General features: G+C 49.9%; 16 protein-coding genes and 1 pseudogene. 9 read left to right on the plus strand and 8 right to left on the minus strand.

Going from position 1 to position 19,199, the window contains the following annotated elements:
• Window positions 1–48: 48 nt before the first annotated feature.
• Window positions 49–306: pseudogene (locus R1T44_RS13120) on the plus strand (secondary thiamine-phosphate synthase enzyme YjbQ); the annotation flags it as partial.
• Window positions 307–842: 536 nt separating this feature from the next.
• Here the strand turns inward: R1T44_RS13120 and R1T44_RS13125 are convergent.
• Window positions 843–1,979 (minus strand): hypothetical protein, encoded by a 1,137-nt coding sequence (locus R1T44_RS13125; RefSeq protein WP_317292173.1) that lies wholly within the window; start codon window positions 1,977–1,979, stop codon window positions 843–845.
• 86 nt (window positions 1,980–2,065) lie between these two features.
• On the opposite strand from R1T44_RS13125, the gene R1T44_RS13130 reads away from it, so the two are divergent.
• Window positions 2,066–2,308, plus strand: coding sequence for a helix-turn-helix domain-containing protein (locus R1T44_RS13130; RefSeq protein WP_317292174.1), 243 nt, complete (start codon window positions 2,066–2,068; stop codon window positions 2,306–2,308).
• A gap of 159 nt (window positions 2,309–2,467) precedes the next feature.
• On the opposite strand, the gene R1T44_RS13135 is transcribed toward R1T44_RS13130, so the two are convergent.
• From R1T44_RS13135 to R1T44_RS13165, 7 genes are read right to left on the minus strand one after another with little or no spacing between them, the layout of a single operon-like run.
• The gene (locus R1T44_RS13135) at window positions 2,468–3,217 is read right to left on the minus strand and encodes a M48 family metallopeptidase (RefSeq protein WP_317292175.1); all 750 of its coding nucleotides are present in this window, start codon (window positions 3,215–3,217) and stop codon (window positions 2,468–2,470) included.
• Window positions 3,218–3,225: 8 nt separating this feature from the next.
• Window positions 3,226–6,525, minus strand: coding sequence for a type I restriction endonuclease subunit R (locus R1T44_RS13140; RefSeq protein ID WP_317292176.1), 3,300 nt, complete (start codon window positions 6,523–6,525; stop codon window positions 3,226–3,228).
• A gap of 39 nt (window positions 6,526–6,564) precedes the next feature.
• Complete coding sequence (locus R1T44_RS13145) at window positions 6,565–7,047, minus strand: hypothetical protein (RefSeq protein ID WP_317292177.1); 483 nt, start codon at window positions 7,045–7,047, stop codon at window positions 6,565–6,567.
• Complete coding sequence (locus tag R1T44_RS13150; protein WP_317292178.1) at window positions 7,044–8,339, minus strand: AAA family ATPase; 1,296 nt, start codon at window positions 8,337–8,339, stop codon at window positions 7,044–7,046. The genes R1T44_RS13145 and R1T44_RS13150 overlap by 4 nt, the downstream gene beginning before the upstream one ends.
• The gene (locus R1T44_RS13155; protein ID WP_317292179.1) at window positions 8,333–9,559 is read right to left on the minus strand and encodes a restriction endonuclease subunit S; all 1,227 of its coding nucleotides are present in this window, start codon (window positions 9,557–9,559) and stop codon (window positions 8,333–8,335) included. The genes R1T44_RS13150 and R1T44_RS13155 overlap by 7 nt, the downstream gene beginning before the upstream one ends.
• On the minus strand, window positions 9,549–11,072 hold the full coding sequence (locus R1T44_RS13160; RefSeq protein WP_317292180.1) for a type I restriction-modification system subunit M: 1,524 nt from the start codon (window positions 11,070–11,072) through the stop codon (window positions 9,549–9,551). Before R1T44_RS13160 ends, R1T44_RS13155 begins: the two co-directional genes overlap by 11 nt.
• Before the next feature lie 14 nt (window positions 11,073–11,086).
• Window positions 11,087–11,671, minus strand: coding sequence for a restriction endonuclease subunit S (locus tag R1T44_RS13165; RefSeq protein WP_317292181.1), 585 nt, complete (start codon window positions 11,669–11,671; stop codon window positions 11,087–11,089).
• Window positions 11,672–11,778: 107 nt separating this feature from the next.
• Between R1T44_RS13165 and R1T44_RS13170 the strand changes: the two genes are divergently transcribed.
• The 7 genes from R1T44_RS13170 to R1T44_RS13200 all read left to right on the plus strand — a co-directional run bounded on the left by R1T44_RS13170 (window position 11,779) and on the right by R1T44_RS13200 (window position 19,161).
• Window positions 11,779–13,197: a hypothetical protein gene (locus tag R1T44_RS13170; protein WP_317292182.1), complete on the plus strand. Its 1,419-nt coding sequence runs from the start codon at window positions 11,779–11,781 to the stop codon at window positions 13,195–13,197.
• 4 nt (window positions 13,198–13,201) lie between these two features.
• Entirely contained in the window at window positions 13,202–15,115 is a 1,914-nt protein-coding gene (locus R1T44_RS13175; protein WP_317292183.1) for a hypothetical protein, read from the plus strand.
• Window positions 15,112–17,088: a site-specific integrase gene (locus tag R1T44_RS13180; RefSeq protein WP_317292184.1), complete on the plus strand. Its 1,977-nt coding sequence runs from the start codon at window positions 15,112–15,114 to the stop codon at window positions 17,086–17,088. Before R1T44_RS13175 ends, R1T44_RS13180 begins: the two co-directional genes overlap by 4 nt.
• Window positions 17,085–17,453 (plus strand): hypothetical protein, encoded by a 369-nt coding sequence (locus R1T44_RS13185; RefSeq protein WP_317292185.1) that lies wholly within the window; start codon window positions 17,085–17,087, stop codon window positions 17,451–17,453. Before R1T44_RS13180 ends, R1T44_RS13185 begins: the two co-directional genes overlap by 4 nt.
• 10 nt (window positions 17,454–17,463) lie before the next feature.
• On the plus strand, window positions 17,464–17,883 hold the full coding sequence (locus R1T44_RS13190; RefSeq protein ID WP_317292186.1) for a secondary thiamine-phosphate synthase enzyme YjbQ: 420 nt from the start codon (window positions 17,464–17,466) through the stop codon (window positions 17,881–17,883).
• A gap of 52 nt (window positions 17,884–17,935) precedes the next feature.
• Window positions 17,936–18,193, plus strand: a complete 258-nt coding sequence (locus R1T44_RS13195) for a YjbQ family protein (protein WP_317292187.1) — start codon at window positions 17,936–17,938, stop codon at window positions 18,191–18,193.
• Between the two features lie 164 nt (window positions 18,194–18,357).
• Complete coding sequence (locus R1T44_RS13200; protein WP_317292188.1) at window positions 18,358–19,161, plus strand: AAA family ATPase; 804 nt, start codon at window positions 18,358–18,360, stop codon at window positions 19,159–19,161.
• The last annotated feature ends 38 nt before the right edge of the window (window positions 19,162–19,199 follow it).

Genomic DNA, 19,199 nt, shown 5'->3' on the forward strand with positions numbered 1-19,199 from the left:
GCTTGTCATGTTTAGCATGTACTGAATCAACGACAGGCAGGGCTTCTCATGTGGCAACGCGACACGCTCACCCTCTCCGCCCGCAAGCGCGGTTTTCACCTCATCAGTGACGAGGTGGAGCAGGCATTGGCCGAAATGCCGCCGGTCAGTGTCGGCCTGCTGCATGTGCAGCTGCTGCACACCTCCGCCTCGCTGACGCTCAACGAGAACGCCGACCCCGACGTGCGCCACGACATGGACGCCTTCCTGCGCCGTCTGGTGCCCGGCAATCTGCCCTACTTCCGCCACACACTGGAAGGCGATGACGTACGGGTTATATGAGTGTGCCTTTCCGGATATGGACATATACCTCCGTATGGACACATCCAACCCCCTTCACCTCAGCTTCCTGGCTAGAAGCCGCCTCCCATGAGATAACAGCCAAGTGATCGTGCCTACTCTTCATTTCTGGCCAAGAAAATAAACCTCGGCTATTTTCATTAGGGTGGCTGAATGTAGAAAAGCATTACACTATCCCTGCATACGTCACCACCTACGAGCAATCCACTCATCGCAAAAAAATTGTTAAAAAAGAGGTTTGATATGGCTGTCAAACACACACCTACTGGCGTGGTGCACAAAGGAACAAAAGGTGGAACCACAGGATGCGGATTTAACACCCGAGAAAACTCTCATCATTGGGTTTCATCATCTCAACGGATAACGTGTGACAAAAATGGCTGTAAAAACTAAAACCTAAGCCCTCAAGCCCTCTCAGCCATCACACCTAATGACTGAGAGGGTCGGTTTTTTAAAGCACAACAACACTAAGTTCGCAAATTTCTAAAAAATCTCAGACATACCTAAACGGCTTCTTTTTCTTCCAAAAGATCAGTTAACAAATACTCAAACCCACCATCATCAGTTCCCAGCACCATGTTAAAGATGATGCGGCTCAGGGAAGACTGAGGAAGACTATAGTTCCTGTTAAACGGCTTCACATCCCAGCCATTGGCCAAAGCCCGCTCCATGTTCCGTGAGATGTTTCCTACGACCGAGTTAGCTGCCTGCCTTTTGCTGATAGAACCTCTCATATAATAGGCGGCTGCGTCCTTAGCGGCTCGCCAAATGAAGTTGTAGACCTGGGCCACACTGAACTTCTCTAAGCACTGGCTTAGAACCTGCCGAGTTTTCTCCCCCGGCGACAGGTACAGTTGATGTTCCTCCAGAACAGTCTTCAGAAAACCGAGGCATTCATTCAGTTGGACTTCCTTGCATAGCGTTATGAATTCCGGCGCCTGTCGGAAGCTTTGTACGGTTTCCTCATCGAAAAAATCATTGATCAGCGCCGTGATCTGATCAGCGCCTAAAGCAAGGTTAAACGCGCACTCACCAAGATCGATACTGAACCGATCATCTTCCTGAAGTTCGACCGCCTCAAGACGCGTATCCAGGCAGATTAGCAGTAGGTGGCCGTCAATCAAATGCCGAAGAACTTTGTGGTCATAGACAAAATCGGGCGACAGAGTACAGGCGGGGTAATCATCTAGCGGCTCAATGATACTGAAGTTTTCATCGCCTAACGCCTGAATCACAGCTAAAAGGTAGATTTTGCTGGTCAGGTCTAGCATTGCTGGGTCTGGCGTGTTGTTTTCCGCCGACTGCCGCATTTTCAGGATCAAGTCCCTCTTCTTGTCGGCGATGGCTTGGCGCTCAGCACCCATACATGCTTTGCAGACCCGATCCTGAAGCCACCGGCGCTCCTGATACTGGCTGCGGGTGCCAAAGCGGTACGGCTGTTTGCAACGCCCACAGCAGATGTCTTCCAGCCATATGAAGGCGTGCTGCTCGACGAACCTACTGACCACATGGGGCTTCATTCCATGAGTGGTCGCAATCTCGCGTATCTTGAGCGCATACTCGCCTTCCTCAGTCTGTCGCCAGTAGTCCGCGCAGATGCGAGCGTTCTGCTCATCATCAGTGAGAATCTCCAACTGCATCCAGGCCACTCCAAATGAGAATTATAGTCCGTGGAATTGTATGCAGTGGGCCGTGATAGTTCCATCCTTTGGATGGAGCGGGACAGATGCGGAACGAGAAGCTGGTGGCATTCGGCCAGAGGGTCAGAGAGCTCCGCAAAAACAGAGGGTTATCTCAGGAGGCCATGGCTGCACTGGCCGGAGTGGACCGTAGTTATATGGGCCACATAGAGCGCGGTGAGAAGAACATCACCCTGACCAAGGTCTACCAGATCAGCGAAGCCCTCGGCATCGAGGTCGCCGACCTCTTCCCCCGCACCGCAACCCCTAGCGTGTCTTCTTCGGATTGACGATCCCTCGTCGCTTCTTCCTGAGCTGCGCTTTCATCCAGTGGCCCGCCTCACGCATCTCATCACGGAGATCCTGAAGCTCCTGTACGCTGAGACGCCGAAACTGACCGTGTTTCCCGGCCTCCAGCTCATCTGATCCGTGCGCCATACCTGCCCCGCTCAATCGATCAGTCGGCCTGCCATGTCATCCAGCCTGGCCTTGACGCCCTCCCACTGTGGCATCACTTGCCCCATCAGGCGATAGAAACGCTCGCTATGGTTATGCTCCGCGATGTGACATAGCTCATGCAGGATGACGTAATCCACGCATTCCCGAGGAGCCTTCACCAGGTGCGGATTCAGCGTCAGACGCCCTTGCGGCGAGCAGCTTCCCCAGCGCGTTTGCATGGCCTGCACCCGCATCGGTGGCTGCTCAGAGACCCAGAGCGCCTGTTCCAGCATGGCGTCGAGCCGCCGCCCAAACACCTCACCCGCACGCTCCCGATACCAGCGTGCCAGTAGCTGTTTGACCTTGTCAGGCCGCCTATGGCGAACGCGTACCTCCAGCCGACCGCGTAGCAGCTTGACACCTTGTCGCTCCGTCAGCGTCTCGATCACTTTCAGAAGGTGCTGCCTGCCCAGGTAGTAATGGCTTTCGCCACTCACATAGCGGCGTGGGATCACGTATTCATTCTGAGCGCGAAACTGGCGTAGCTGTTGATAGATCCACCGCGCCCGCTGCCGAACAGCATCGAGCACCTCATCGTCACTGGCTTCCCGTGGAGCCAGGGCTTCGACCCGGGTATCCGGATGGACCTTGATCAGCACCCGATTGATGCCTTGGGACCGGTCCAGGCGCCGGATGGTGATACATTCGTCGCCATAACGAAACACCAGCTCGCGACCATAGAGAGCGGCATCAGCGATCATGACGCTCATTATGTTGCCAATCCTACTCGGGTGATCTGAACAATGCTCTCCACAATCTGTTTCGCCTGATCCATGCCCGCGCCAACGGACTTGCACTGCCTGAAGACCACCGGCAACAGTTGCTTGCGTATCGCGGCTTCGATGTTCTGCGGATTGATGGAGTGAACGGCTACCGCGTCGTCGACCACCTCACAGGTCTCGAATGCCAGATTGATCCAGAGTTGCTGAACCTGGGAATCGTCACTGGACAGCACCTTAGGCAACGCCTGCTTGAAGACACCATACACCGCCTGCGCATGCCGATTGCCCTGAAAAGCGTCGGGCAGTTCATCTAGTCGGCGCTCGCTGACCTGCTGCTCGAACTCCTTGAACAGAAGATATTGTTTCAAGGGGTGGTCGAACAGCTTCTCGGCCTCCTCGATGGCCTGGCGCAGAAGAGCCGAGAAGGCTTCCTGGGCGTAAGGGTCATCCTTGAGGTCCTGCTCAATCATCTTGGTGACCCGAGTCTTGATGATATCCGTCTCGTTGCGGGTCTTGTCCTCGCTCCAGACTTCTGGCGCCTGCGGTGCTCCCATACGGCTAACTTCGTAGGCCCCGTCCGCTTCCTGGATATCGATACCTACCACATGGCGATCCAGCAGCTTCTTGACCTGCTCCACGTAGTCGTCGTAGTCCACGGACTCGCCAGCGTCCTGCTTGACCAGCTGGCGAAGGCTGGAAAACTGCTTGAGAGTCTCCTTGTAATGACGACGATCGTCGTCAGTGAAGCTCTTGTCTTCGAAGAAGGTGGCAGACTGAAGCGCGACTTTTAGGCAGCTGGCAAACGCCGTCAGCGCCTCATAGAAGTCTTCACGCACCTTCTGATGCACATCAACCAGCTCGGACTTTCCTCCCGACGAGGCGGGCTCCAGAGTCTCCATACGTGGGACTAGCACCTGGCGTAACTGCTCGATATCCTGCTTGTTCGTCACCCCTTCGAAGATGGACCACAGCTGGGTGTAGAGCTGAGGCAGCCGCTTATACTCCGTACCCATGGAGTGATAGAGCCCCTCGATATCGTTGATATCGAAGCCCCCCTGGGTGCGTGAAGCCAGGTCCTGATACTGGGCGATGGTGGTATCCAACTCGGCCAGAATGCCGCGATAGTCGATCAGGAAGCCAAAACGCTTCTTGTCGTGCAGGCGGTTCACGCGAGCAATAGCCTGGATCAGGTTATGGGACTTAAGCGGCTTATCGATGTAGAGCACCGCATTCTTAGGCTCATCGAACCCGGTCAGCAGCTTGTCGACCACGATCAGCAGCTTGAGGTCATCATTCTTGTTGAAGCGTTCTATCACGCTGCGGGTATAAACCTGTTCTTCCTGGTTGCCGACATTGTCTTTCCACCACTGCTGCACCTCCGGCAAGGTGGTTTCATCCACCTCGGTGTTACCTTCACGGGTGTCCGGTGGGCTCATCACCACCGCCGACTCGAACAGTCCGGCCTCGTCCAGGTACTTCTTGTACTTGATGGCTGATCTCTTGCTGTCGCATGCCAGTTGGCCCTTGAGGCCCTCCGGCACGTGCTTGATGAAGTGGTTGGCGATATCGAGTGCGATCAGACGAATACGGTCATCGGCACTGTAGATTTGCCCCTTCCTGGCCAGCTTGCGTTTGAGGTCTGTCTTCTGAGCATCTTCCAGCCCTTCGGTGATCCGCTCGAACCAGGCATCGATGGCCCGTTCGTTCACATCCAGATCAGGGATACGCTCCTCATAGAGCAACGGGGAAACCGTCTTATCCTCTACAGCTCGCTGCATGGTGTAGGCATGAACGATGGGGCCGAACTTGTTAGTGGTTCGGTCCTCCTTCAGCAGGGGGGTGCCCGTAAAAGCCACAAAGGCGGCATTGGGCAACGCCTGCTTCATGCGGATATGGTTCTCGCCGCCTTGGCTGCGGTGCCCCTCATCGATCAAGACGATGATGTCAGAGCTGTCGTTGTGGCACTCCGGAAGCTTAGTCGCGGAGTTAAACTTTTGAATCAGCGAGAAGACAATGCGCTCGTTGCCCTTACCAATCTGCTCGGCCAAGCGTGTACCTGAGGTGGCCATGGCCGCAGCCTTGTCCTTCTTGGTAGCCAGCTCGCCACCGGACGTAAAGGTGGCACTCAGTTGGCTCTCAAGGTCGACTCTATCGGTGACAATCACCAGGCGGCACTGCTTGAGCGATTCATGCAGGATCAGTGCCTTGCTGAGAAACACCATGGTGAAGGACTTGCCGGAGCCCGTGGTATGCCAGATGACACCACCTTCTCGTCCACCATCCGGACGCCGGGTATTGATCCGCTCGATCAGCCGCTTGATACCGAACACCTGCTGATAGCGAGCGACGATCTTCCCGGCCTTCTTGTCGAATAGGGTGAAGAAGCGCGTCATCTCCAGCAGACGCCCCGGTGAAAGCAGACTGATCAGGAGCCTGTCCTGGCCAGTCACGGCCAACTCGCCAGCCTGCAGACGCTGTTCGTACCATTCGCGGTCTGCTGGGGGACGATGACTTAAGAGCGCATCTAGTTGCTGCGACGAGAGAGGCGCATTCTTGAGCGAATGCATGTCGGCATCCGGAATGTCCTCCTCGCTCCAGGTCGTCCAGAACTTCTCTGGTGTATGGCAGGTGCCATAGCGCCCCTCGTGGCCATTGATGGAGAACAGAAGCTGGCTGTATGCGAAGAGATGGGGAATCTCGTCGTAGCGCTGATTACGTAAGCACTGAGAAATCCCTTCCTGAAGAGTTGGCCCCTTGTGAGACTGGCCGTCAGGCCGCTTGGCCTCAATCACCGCCAAGGGGATACCATTTACGAAGCAGACGATATCCGGCCGGCGCGTATCCACGCCTCCCGAGCGAGCAACGCTGAACTCCTCTGTGAAGTGGAAGCTATTGTTCTCTGGGATCTCCCAATCGATCAGAGCCACTGTCGGACTAGCCTTACGGCCCTCCACAAATTCTGTGACCGAGATGCCGTAGAGCAAATGGTTATAGAGCTTCTCGTTCGCTGTCAGCAGCCCTTCATTCAGGGCGGGCGTAGATATCTCATCAATCAGGTTATCAACCGCATTTTTGGAAAGAGGGTAAGATTTACCTCCAAAGAAAAAGCGACGTTTTTCAAGTTCCTGACGCAAAATATTTCGAAGCACCACCTCATCAGGCTGCTGATCACGTGCACCCAATGCCTGCTCAGGTGTAATAAACGACCAGCCTAATTGAGACAATAACGAGAGAGCAGGAATTTTAGCACTGTATTCTTCCTGAAACTTAGGTGCGTTCTGAGCCATTTCTATCTCATTAAATTTTAAAAAATTTGCTGACACTAACTATGGAACATAGTGATAACAACAGAGATCACCATCCAGAGACCAGATGAAAACCTCAGACATTGAGAAACGTTCAACACATTTTTCAAACTCTTTAATAATACTCAAGTCACCAAAACTAGTCCCTTCACCTGTTTTTTCAGGACTCTTGTTACAGCCAGCATGATTAGGAAATTCATGAAGCCACCTGAGCACCTCGGTAGCAGCAGGAAAATCACTCGGACGATAAGGTGCAGCTCCAGAAAAAGCACCTTCCACAACCTCACAGAATCGACCAGCGACGCTTCGCCTTTGGTTTCCATCGCCATTCTGTGCGATATGATTTCCTGTTTCGACAATAGTAGCCATTGGCAAAATAAAAGTCATCCCAAGCTCGGCGTACTCGGAATAAGATTCAACAACCTGTTCCTTTTCAGCATTCTTCCCAGGAACATTCAAAAGGTTTAAGAAAACACTAGTATCAATAAGACAGACAGAACTCATTGGTCATCCCCCTGCATTTTGGCCAACCAGTCCATCGCATTTTGCCTTTTATCTTCTGGCGTCGCAGGAGTCTTGATAAAGCGATCAACCACACCGTTAGTTACTAGCTCACCCAACGGGCCTTGTGATACAAGCCCAACATAATCATCAAGATCAGACAACCTAACCAAACAACTATCGCCAACTTCTGGATTACGATAACAGAAGACCACATCACCTAGTGATCTATCTGGCAAAGCATCCATTAGCGCTGGGTTATGTGTAGAAAGCAGAAGGTGCACATTGCGACTCTCAGCCTGCTCGCGCATTGTAGCCAACAGCTGGCGAGCCCTAGAGGGATGCACACCATTATCGACTTCTTCAATGACTACAGTAGAGCCCTCTGGTGCAGACAGAATGGCAGCAGCAATTGCTAGTACTCGCAAAGTTCCATCAGATAGCAACTCAACGGGATACTTTCTCGCCTGCCCACCAAAGCTCTCTATAAGCTCCAGAGCCACTTGACCACGGCGATCTTCGAAAAACTCAATATCTTGAACATCCTGCTCGGGCAGGCTTTTAATAAATTCAATGACAACAGGACGGGCATCATTGTCTTGCCACAAGCTATATAGGACACCTGACAAGTTGGCACAGTCACCACGCAGCTGTTTTTCTGGATAACTTTCACCTCTCATCAAGGAGGGCACCGGATCTAAAAACAGAGTGTTTTCTAGCAGCTTCTGAAATCGCCCGGTTACCTTGGGAATTTCAACTTGAGCTTTTTTATGTCCAGACTGAAACATAGCCGAGCTCGCCAACTGGCTCATAATCAAAATCTGGTCTGTACAAGTTACCTGCGGCTTTTTCCCGCCTTTAGCAAAATTGTTATACGCCACCCTTACGTCCGTGCTCAGGCCTGAGGAGGGCTGTTCAACTCTGTAAAGCGGAAACCCTTCACTGGGAGACACAATACATTCATTAGATATATGTAACTCAGAATCTCGCAGTGTCACCTCGACATCAAACTGATTCCAAACTGAATCATCTGTCAGGCACCCCAGCTGAAAACTCTCCGAACCTAGATATCCCAAGTCCTTAACTTGACCGCGTAAAACCTGCTCGGAATCATCAACCCGATGCTTCAAGACAGACAATTTCTGCCCTTGGCTCAACCAGCATAAAAAGCGGAAAGCTTCCAGTGCATTACTTTTACCAGAAGCATTAGCTCCGATCATCAACGTCAGCGGCGAGAGGTGCAAGACCTGGCTTTTGTAGCTTTTAAAATTATTGATATGTATTTGCTTCAGCATACGACATCCTCAATACACACTCTACGTTTACCTGACAACAACTGTTGCGCTAAGGCTTTCTTCTCTTGCCTTAAGGCATTGACCATCTTCTTAAGGGCATTCAAATCTTGATCAGAAGAAGATAAAACAGCTGCGATTTTCTGTTGCTCTTCTAAGCTTGGGTATGGAATTTTCAAAAAAGAGAAGTCGCCATAACTAATTTGCTTTCCATCTCTTATACCAATCACCGCAACAGCAAGGTGCCCAATAAATTCATGGGACTTATAATACTGCTTATAAAACTCATCCTCTATTTTTTTAATAGGCTCCAAAACTGTATATGCAGGACTGACGACCCCCCTGAATTTAGAATATTCTAGCCCACCCTGAAATGAACGAAGGCTAATAACAAAATTCCCCGGAACAACCAGCTTGTAACCGTTGGTAGAGCCATCAGGCATCACTACCCGTCGTTCTAAAAATGAACGCGGCAGAACACCTTGATCCTGAGTTACTGCAAGCAACTCTTCATTATCAGAGTTATTTTTTTTGGATACTGTCCTAAACAACTCGCTCGCTTTAAGCCACTTCCACTCTCCACCGAACCTTACCCCATTCTTATCATGTAAGCGTTCCTTGCCAGTCAGCAGTTTTTGCATCAGGGCTTTTTTCTGCTTCTGGCTATTGGCGAGAAGCTGCTCAGCCTTGGATATAGCTTTATCCCAGGTAGTCAAAATTTTGGCTATCTTCTCCTGTTCTTCTACAGGAGGAATAAGCAGCGGGATTTTCTCAAGCGATGCTTTATTTAATTTATAGCGACCAGCACCTTGACGACTCAGAAAGCTAAATATGTCACGATGCATAAAATAGTAATAAAACCATTCTCTAGTAGCCTTTTTTGTCCCTTCAATGATGTGCGCGTGATTATTGACGGTACATTTCCCATCGACCAATTGCGTCATCGACTGCACTTTGTACTTCAAGAAATGATCGCCATCCTCACCGATCAATGCATAGCTTCCATCCTGCTCAAAGGTGCCTATGTAGCCCTGAACCTTTGTCGGCCCATAATATGGATACGATCCGGGATTATTTTTCCTTTCTTCTTCGCTTATCGGCTTGCGCAAGTTGTTTTTAATATTAAATATTTTTCCGACATAACCAAAGCCCCAACCTTCAGGCACGAATTTAACTCGTGCCTGCATCAATTCAAGTTGCGAATAACCTTCGTCATTCACCATATCCAAGCTCCTGAAGATACTTGTCCATTACACCTTCCAGCTCGAACAGCTGATATTTCAGCTTTTCTCGCTCGGCCCTCACGGCGACCAAATCAATCTCCTCTTCCTCCTCAAATGTATCCACATAACGCGGAATATTGAGGTTGTAGTCATTTTCCAAAATCTCTTCACGAGTTGCTAGATAAGCGTACTTATCGACATTAACACGCTCGCGATAGGTCGAAACGATCTTCCGGATATTATCATTAGTCAGTAGATTCTGATTCTTTCCAGGCTTGAATTCACGACTGGCGTCGATAAAAATCACCGAATCATCTGACTTCTTTCTCTTGAAAATAAGGACGGCCGCAGGGATACCCGTACCGTAGAAGAGCTTTTCCGGCAGGCCGATAACAGCGTAAAGCAGGTTTTCGTCAATCAGCTGCTTACGGATCTTGCCCTCGCTAGAGCCACGGAAAAGCACACCGTGAGGCACCACTACTCCCATGCGGCCAGAAGACGGCTCCAGCGTTTCAACCATGTGCTGGATAAAGGCGTAGTCCCCCTTTGTCTTGGGCGGGATGCCTCGACGGAAGCGACTGAACTTGTCATGGCTCGCATCGTCATGGCCCCACTTGTCGAGACTGAAAGGGGGATTCGCCGTGACGATGTCGAACAGCATGAGTTCGCCGTTTCGGTCCAGCAGCTTCGGATTGCGAATGGTGTCGCCCCATTCGATCTTGTGGTTGTCCTCGCCATGAAGAAACATGTTCATCTTGGCCAGTGACCAGGTCGAACCGATGGCTTCCTGGCCATAGAGGGCATACTCACGGCTATCATAGTTTGCCAGGACCTTGCGACCACACTTCATTAGCAGCGAGCCTGAGCCACAGGCAGGGTCACAGATGGTGTCACCCGGCTGCGGATTCAGCAGCTCTGCGATCAGATCCGACACTTCCGGTGGCGTATAGAATTCACCGGCCTTCTGGCCACCGTAGGCGGCGAAGTTCTTGATCAGGTACTCATAGGCATTGCCGATCACGTCCAGTGAACCGACGCGGCTGGGCTTGAGATTCAGCTCCGGCTTAGCGAAGTCCTCCAGCAAGTGGCGCAGAATGGTGTTCTTCTGTTTCTCTTCCCCGAGCTTGTCGGTATTGAAGGAGATGTCCTGGAACACGCTTTTGCCCGCGTCCTTGAGCTTAGTACCGTTGGCTTCCTCGATGGCGTGCAGCGCCTGGTCGATCCGCTCACCATTACCTGGTTCGTGACGGTGCTCCCAAAGCGTATAGAAGCTGGCATTGCGCGGCAGGACGAAGCGCTCGTTCTTCATCAACTCTTCGATCAGCTCCGGCTCATCGCCATAGTCGGCTTGGTAGCTATCGTAGTGGTCCTGCCATACATCCGAGATGTACTTCAGAAACAGCATCGTGAGGATGAAGTCTTTGTAGGTGTCCGCGCTGATGGTGCCGCGAAACGTATCGCAGGCCGCCCACAGGGCCTTGTTGATACTGTCCTGGTTGATTTGCTCGCTCATTGAGTCATGTCCTGTCATGGGTTGCGTTCATCCTGATGGCCCAGCAGATCAGCGGCCAGTGCCGACTGCAATGCCGAATTAGCGGCCAGTTGTTCATGCAGCAGCCTGCGCTCCTGCGACAGCGTATCGATCAGCCCGACCCACTGGTGCTGCCGCTTGAGCGGAGGAACGGTAATGGGAAGCGATTCCAGCACACGACGCCGGATGCTCTTGGTCAGGCTGCCTTCGGCATTCTGTTCCAGGAAGCGCTGGCAAGGGCGCTGGTTGATCAGCCAACAAAGGTATCGAGGGAGAATCCGCTCTAGCTGGGCTTTCACCACGTAGAAGTGCGGCGCCGCCACGCAATGCTCCTCGGCCTGAGTATCCACCTCGATTGCGTAGTAGTGACTGCCTCGTGCAGCCACAAGCAGGTCGCCCGGCTTGAGCCAATTCGGCGCTCGCTTGCCGGTGAGTGCAGTGCGGGTGCAAGAGGCCCATTCGATGCCGTCATCCGCGATGTCTCGCATTTGCACCACCAGAGCTTCCCCTTCCGGCACGTCGGCAATCTTGCCCCGGAACGGGTAGCCCGCCTGGATACTTGCTAGGTCGCCCAGCTGCATATTGATCTCGTTTCATCGTCAATGATGCAGAATACTGGTTTGCCTTCTCACTCCTGTCAAGCTATTTTTGTCTCATCGCCATTGATGCAATAAAAAGGTGCATGGTAGTGAAGGCTTCACCGACACAGGTGCGCGTTGAGATACTGCGCAAGCTGGACTGTTACCAGCCGACCGTCTCCCAAAGTCCCAGCCCCGAGGCATGGCGGTGCTCCCCCCGTGATGGGCGGCCCTTCTGGGCGGAGCGCCTTCAGAGCCATTTCCGGGACAATTGCTACCACTACCCGGTGGTGCTGGATCCGGACGGTAGCCCCTGGCAAGAAGCCAACCGCTACCTCTTAAGCCGGCTAGCTGACATCTCGCCGATCAGCCATCGCACCCTGGAGTCTATCGCTGGCGACCTCGCTCACTTTCGCCAGTGGCAGCTCGATGACGATATCGATTTCCTCAACGTCCCCGGACGCCCTCGTGCTCGCCCGACCTATCGCTACTGCGCTTTCCTGCATGACCTCGTGGGCTTTCACACCATCAAAGCCAGCACGGCCAAACGCCGCATGAGTACAGTGCAGAATTTTTATCGCTGGCTGGAGCATGATGGTGTTCGTTTCCCCCACCCCCTTTGGGTCGAGAGTGACACGCGCCTCAGCTTCAAGGATGCGAAAGGCCTCCAGCACCAGAGGCAAGTCAAGAGCACTGACTTGACCCGATCGTTCCGCACAGCGCGACAAAGTCACGATTTCAGCGAATACCTGGAAGACGGCGGCAAACTGCGGCCACTGCCGAAAGACGAGCAGATAGCCTTAGTCGAGGCACTCCAGCGCATTGGCAATACCGAGATGACGCTGGCGTTCCTGCTCGCCTTGACGACAGGTGCCCGACTACAAACCGTCTTCACGCTTCGCTCGAAGCATGTGGCCTCACCACCACGTGACGGCACCGTATCGAAGCGAATCAAGGTCGGGCATGGCACATTGGTCAACACCAAGTATGGCAAGCAAATGACGCTACTTGTGCCAGTCTGGCTCTACACCAGGCTCCAGATCTACAGCCAATCACCGCGCAGATTGCAACGGGTGGCGAAAAGTCAGCACACCTATCCGGAGGTTGATGAGCAGTATCTCTTTTTGACCCGAGCAGGTCAGCCTTACTACATGGCCACAAGCGACCCTTTTGCGTTTCTATATCGCTCTCCGCCACGCGGTAATGCTGTGACTCAGTTCATTCATCAACAACTGATGCCAAACCTGAATCAGCATGGACATGATTTCACCTTTCGATTCCACGACCTCCGTGCCAGTTTCGGCATGAATCTTGTGGAGAGCCTGCTTGACCAACATAGCGAAAGACACGCTACCGATGAACAGCGGCCCGAGTTCTTTCAGGCATTGATGTACGTGCGGGAGCGAATGGGGCATAGCCAACTCAGCACAACTGAGGGCTACTTGAATTACCGGAAGAAATTCAAGATCGCTAGCCACCTGCAAAGCGACTTTGAATCCTTCTTGGAACGAATTGTTAACGAAGAGTGACTCTATGGCCTGGATGGAGCGCAACACTACAGTATATAAACTTTCGGACCTCCCCTTCGATACGCAAGGCAAGCTTACCCTGATTGCCCCGCACTTGGTTCGTGTCTACATTCCCGGTTACAAATTCCCTATGGACGTTGGCTCCTGGTGTTATTCGGTCCGCAGACGCAAAAGTGGCGATAACACAAGGGAGGAAAGCGTTATCAACCTTGTGGATACGGACAGTTACCGTACGGGTCGAAGGACTTTTATCACAAACTACCTTGACTATCTGAGTCAGCATATACGACTAGGAAAATCACCAGCCAGCCTAAAAACATCAGTCGGTCAATTTCAACGCTTTGTTAATTGGTGTGACGATAGCTACGTGCAAGGCCTGGACTCCCAACAGCATTATATAGATGCAGTTGGAGTATTCACAGAATATTTAATTGACCTTGTACGAAAGAGTCAGATGAATATCAATACCGCTGCCACTCTTCAGCTAGTGCTATTCACTGCTGGTAGAAACATCTACTCTGATCGTTATGGTGATCTTTTCAGAGGCGTTAGAAAAATCAGTCGCTCATTTAGAGCGGTTAACATCACTGAAACACCTGAGCAGAAACAAGCACGATCAGCACTAAAGTTCTACACATTATTATTCCACCAACTGTCTGACTTTATCATTGACTTTGAGCGCTTCCCTAAGAGGCTAGACTTTGAACATGGCTACTATTGGTTTTTCCCTACTCAGATGCCATTTGCGGGCCCCTCGAATATCAAGAAAAAAACTCAGAATGGGAAAAACTATAAAGCTTACGACTATATCAATGGAACGATATTCGGTGTTGAAGAAATAGCACGAAAAATGCCACGGCACCGCTCCCAAGGACAAAATGCAAAGGTTGCTCGAAATAGAGCATTAAAAAGAATCGATCAAGCCAATAATGATAAATACAGTATCCATAGGATGAGGGCCGCATCAATGGCCTTTCAGGCTTTCATGATGCTATTTTCTTCCAGCACGGGTATGAGCCTCGGGCAGTTCGCCTCTTTAGAGTGGTCAGACGACTACCAGGTCGGCATCGACCGACAGGGATTTCGATCAATCAAGTATAGGGCAGGCGGAAGACCGGTTGAATTCTACATTGAGGCTAGGTTTCTCAACCTTTTCAGGAAAGCATTAAGGTTGCGAGACCACTTAATCAAAGGAACCGGAAGGGAAAGCTTTAATTATCTCTTCTTCTCCTTCAACGGGAAAGATATCTACCCTCTATCCATGAACCTATCAACGGACTTCCATCGAAGGCTTGAAATATGTTTCGACTTCAAAACCAAAATCACAACGCGCATGTGGCGAGCCCACAAGAGCAACTGGCTACTTGAAAAAGCTGACTTAAGCACCACCGCTACGCTATTACAGAACACACCGGAGACGGTGATAAAGCATTATTCTGAAGGCTCTGACCAGCAAGCCAGCAAGGAGCTGACGGACTTTTTCACCAAGTTTAAAAACGATATCATAATCTCCAATAAAAAGCCTACCAACTCTATCGCCACAGGGCAGTGTGTAGAGCTTCACTCACCCACCCCCTCTTCAAGCTCACATATCCAGCCAGACTGTAAAACACCGGAAGGGTGTTTGTTCTGCAAAAACTTCCGTGTTCACGCAGACACTATAGATTACAGAAAAATCTTAAGCCTCAAATACATACTTGAGCAGTCAAAGCATTTAGCTTTCAATGACCATCACTTCGAGGAAATGCTTCAACCGGTCGTAGATGCCATCAACAGCATAGCTTCACAGATAGAGGCATCGGGCAAGCTCTCCAAAGTTGATGCACAAGAAATACAAAGCTCAATAAAAGACGAAGAGTTGCTATCCAAATACTGGGCCAAGAAGCTTAAACTTATGGATGACCTGGAGTTAATATGATGAAAGCACAGGCCTACTATCCAAACTTTTCATCACTGGCCCAGGACATCGCCAGTGCGCCTGCCCCATTTACTCCAAATGAAGTGGGCCAACGCCCTCTTCCTGATTTTGTTGTATCAAAGACTCTTGAGGGCAAAACACTATCTATCTATTCAGATGATGTATGGGATTTTAGACCCTATCGCCTGAGTGGCAACACTGGTAATGCAAGATTCAATTTCAAGATCTTCAGCAACAGCACAAAAGAAGAAGTCAAATGGCTGATGTTCCTCTTATTATTTATGGTAGATTCTGGGCGAGCATCGGGTATCAGCATTAGCACCACGATGACATATTTCAAAGCAGTCAGAAGTCTGGCCAAATACTGTGAGAACCATGGACTAACTATCAAAGAAGTGCTTCAGGCGGAAGACGAACTAACCAAATTTGTGGGCAAGATTACAACGAGAAGTCTTCTTGCTGGTCTATCTTCCGTGTTATCTCACCTAATCACGCTACCAAGCGAAGCGTCGGGGTATAAAATATTATCCAATTTTAAGTTCGAGACGGTAAAAAGAAGACTACACAGCTTGGGTGAAGACAACCAGCATCCGGTGATCCCCAACAGAATTTACTCAGAACTGATACAGCAGCTGGATGACTTCTTTCAAGATCTCCATGAGATCAAAGACCAGCTGCAAAGGTTCATTGAGTCAATCCTTGCCTGTGACCGTTATGCACGCTCTTCAGCTTTACAAACAAAGATTGGCTATCGCACAAAAGATTTCAAACCTTTTTTCAAGGAAGCTGCACAGGAACACGGCATCTGGGAGTACCTAGTCAAGTACAAAGTTAAAAACATGCCTTCTCTGTCAACTTTCTTAACGCGAATTCAGCATGGCGCTCGTATTATTTTACATATCTACACAGGAATGCGAAGCTCCGAATCGCTGAGCCTTCTAACTAATTCGCTGAAAGTATCTAATGGAACTTACAAGCTTTTAGGGACAACCAGTAAGTTTGTGGGTCAAAAAAAGGGGGTTAGCTGGATCACCAGCCAAGAAGTAGAAAGAGCTTACGAGATAGCCGGCATGCTTGCCAAGCTCGTTTCACAGAAGATCAAACTACTGTATCACGAAACCCCGCTATTCATATCAATAGGGTATCTTTCACTTTTCACCCGGGTTGACTATGATGGAATCAACATAATCATGGGTGATGCATCAAGCAAATCTCATGAAATCTACAACCTTCTGGATCAAGATGCATTCAGGGTTACTGAAGACGATCTCAATGAGCTTGAAAAAATAAACCCTTTCCGTGCCTGGGAAAGTGAGAAAGCCTTTGCAGTGGGCAGCATATGGCGATTTACAATCCACCAGTTCAGACGTTCGCTTTCTTTCTATGTCGCCCAATCGGCTCTAGTTTCTCTCCCCTCGCTCAAAAGGCAGCTAAAGCACGTCAGTCGAGAAATGACCATCTACTACTCTCAATCCAGCAGCCAAAACTATGATGCCACTGGTCAAGAGCACATTGCTCAGCTGATCAAACGGGAAAAACCAGAAGCAGACGCCATTGCCTACATTAGTGATGTTCTGAGTTCTGGAGAGCCTCTGTATGGGGCACATGGTACCTTTATTGACCGGAACAAACCTAGCAGCAACAAACAATTGGTCTTTTCGGATAGCAGAGAAGAGCTAATAAAACAGTTCAAAAAGGGTGAAATCGCGTATACTCAAACACCATTGGGTGCCTGCACAACGGTTGCGCCCTGTGACCAGAAGCTGCTTCGTTCGATGACCTCCTGCCTAACATGCTCTAGGTCTGTTATTAAACAGAGCAAGCTTGATCGTGTCATTGCTAGGCAACAATTGTTCATCGACGAGCTGGAAGACACCGCTCCTGATAGCGTAGAGTTTCGCACAGAAAAGGAGGAACTCCTCCATCTCCTCGAATACAAAGACCGCGTCATGAGCAAGGCAGGTGATCAATGAGTGCATTGAATGATTATTGGGAAGCGTTAAGTAGACTGCGTTCCAATACGCCGGCCATAGTTCCCAAGAGCAGCCCCATCAATAAAGATACTGTTGCGCTTGAGGCTGGCCGAAAGCGGGGATCCATCAAGAAATCTCGCGCTTCTTTTTCTGAGCTGATCGAGGCTATTGACGATGCGGCTGATAACATCAATCACTCATATCAGTCCAATGACAATAGGCTGAAAGCTGAGAAAAGCGCAAAGAACAATTACCGGGAACTCTACCACCAGACTCTTAACCGTGAATTGATGCTTCTGGAAAGACTTGCTCAGCTTGAGAAAGAAATTGAAACCCTAAAGAAGGTTGTTACACTTCGAAAATAGGAGATGAATTATGTGGATCCAGAAAGAAATTACTTTGAAGCCCCGCTCTCGAGGCTTTCACCTGATCACCGATGAGGTTGCACAGGCTATCGGCGACATAAAGAATATAAAAATAGGCTTACTGAGTGTTTTTATAAAGCATACTTCAGCTTCATTGACGATCAACGAAAATGCCGACCCGACTGTACGAAACGACTTCGAAAGCTTCTTTAATAGTGCAGTGCCTGAAAATGAACCTTATTACCAACATATACTTGAAGGGAGTGACGACCTTCCCGCACACTTAAAAAGCAGTATCCTAGGTCCCAGTGTTCAGATTCCTATCTCTGATGGCCGAATGAACATGGGCACCTGGCAAGGTATCTATCTATGTGAACACCGCAACCATGGCGGCAGCCGGCGCATCGTCATTACTGTGCATGGGGAGTAACAGAGATATGGACAAAATCGTGTGCGAGCTGTCCACACGCCAAGGAGTCGACATGGACAGCCAGAAAATCCCTTCTCCCAGTAACCATGGGAAGTACAGACGTCCATACGGCGTCCATCTCAGCCGTATGCGTGACATGCCTGCCCACGTGCTCGCCAGCCTGCTCGGCACTCAGCTCACGCTACCTGTCGAAGCCCGCCGCGGCGTCAATCGCCTCGCCCTCGGCACCTGGCAAGGCATCTGGTTGGGTGAACACCGCGACCACGGCGGCAGCCGCAGATTGTGTCTGACACTGAGTGGGGATCGATAATGACTACATAAATCTTATTTTTCTATCTTCAGTAAAATTAAATCACAATATATTGTACACCAGAGAATATTTGCCACCAGAGAAATATTAAACAAACACATAACACTTCACTACGCTTTATACAAATACATTTGAAGCCAACGGATATCAGGAAGACAACAAAAATGACAGCAAATAACATAAAAAGCCTATCACTACCTAAACAAGGCTCTATAGCAACAATAAATACTACCAATCAAAGCATACTACTAATTGGAGCTAATGGCTCAGGAAAAACTCGACTCGGCACTTGGATAGAAATAGAGTCACCAACAAAAAATTTAGTCCATCGCATATCAGCTCAAAAATCTCTAGCTATGCCAGATACTACTACTCCTACATCTAGCGAGCTTGCCGAGAAAGATCTTTTATTTGGTTATACAAGAGCTGACTACGACAGTGGCCATGTTTACAAAGCCGGTAATAGATGGTCTAACAGACCAGCAACCACTATGCTTAATGATTTTGAAAAACTTATGGTCTATTTATTCTCTGATGAAACAGAGTCAAATGCGAAATATAAGGCTGAACAAAAATCAAACCTAAATCGTATCGAACCACCAATAACCAAGCTTGATATAATAAAAAATCTATGGGAGAAAATACTGCCTCATAGAGAGCTTATTGTCGGTGGATTGAGAATACAAACTAAAATTAAAAATAGTTCGTCCGCGATATACAACTCTTCTGAAATGAGTGATGGTGAGCGAGTTATATTCTACTTGATAGGCCAATGTTTAGCAGCACCCAAAGATGGTGTAATAATTATAGATGAGCCTGAAATACATCTTCATAAATCGGTACAGATACCACTATGGACTGAAATCGAGGCTCTTAGATCAGACTGTTTATTTGTTTACCTTACTCATGATATCGACTTCGCTGCATCCAAAGAAAATTCTCAACGAGTCTGGCTAAAGTCATTTTGAAGTGGACCCCATCCTTTGGACCACCTGACGGGTCGTCT

The sequence above is a fragment of the Cobetia amphilecti genome (assembly GCF_032923285.1).
Lineage (GTDB): Bacteria > Pseudomonadota > Gammaproteobacteria > Pseudomonadales > Halomonadaceae > Cobetia > Cobetia amphilecti.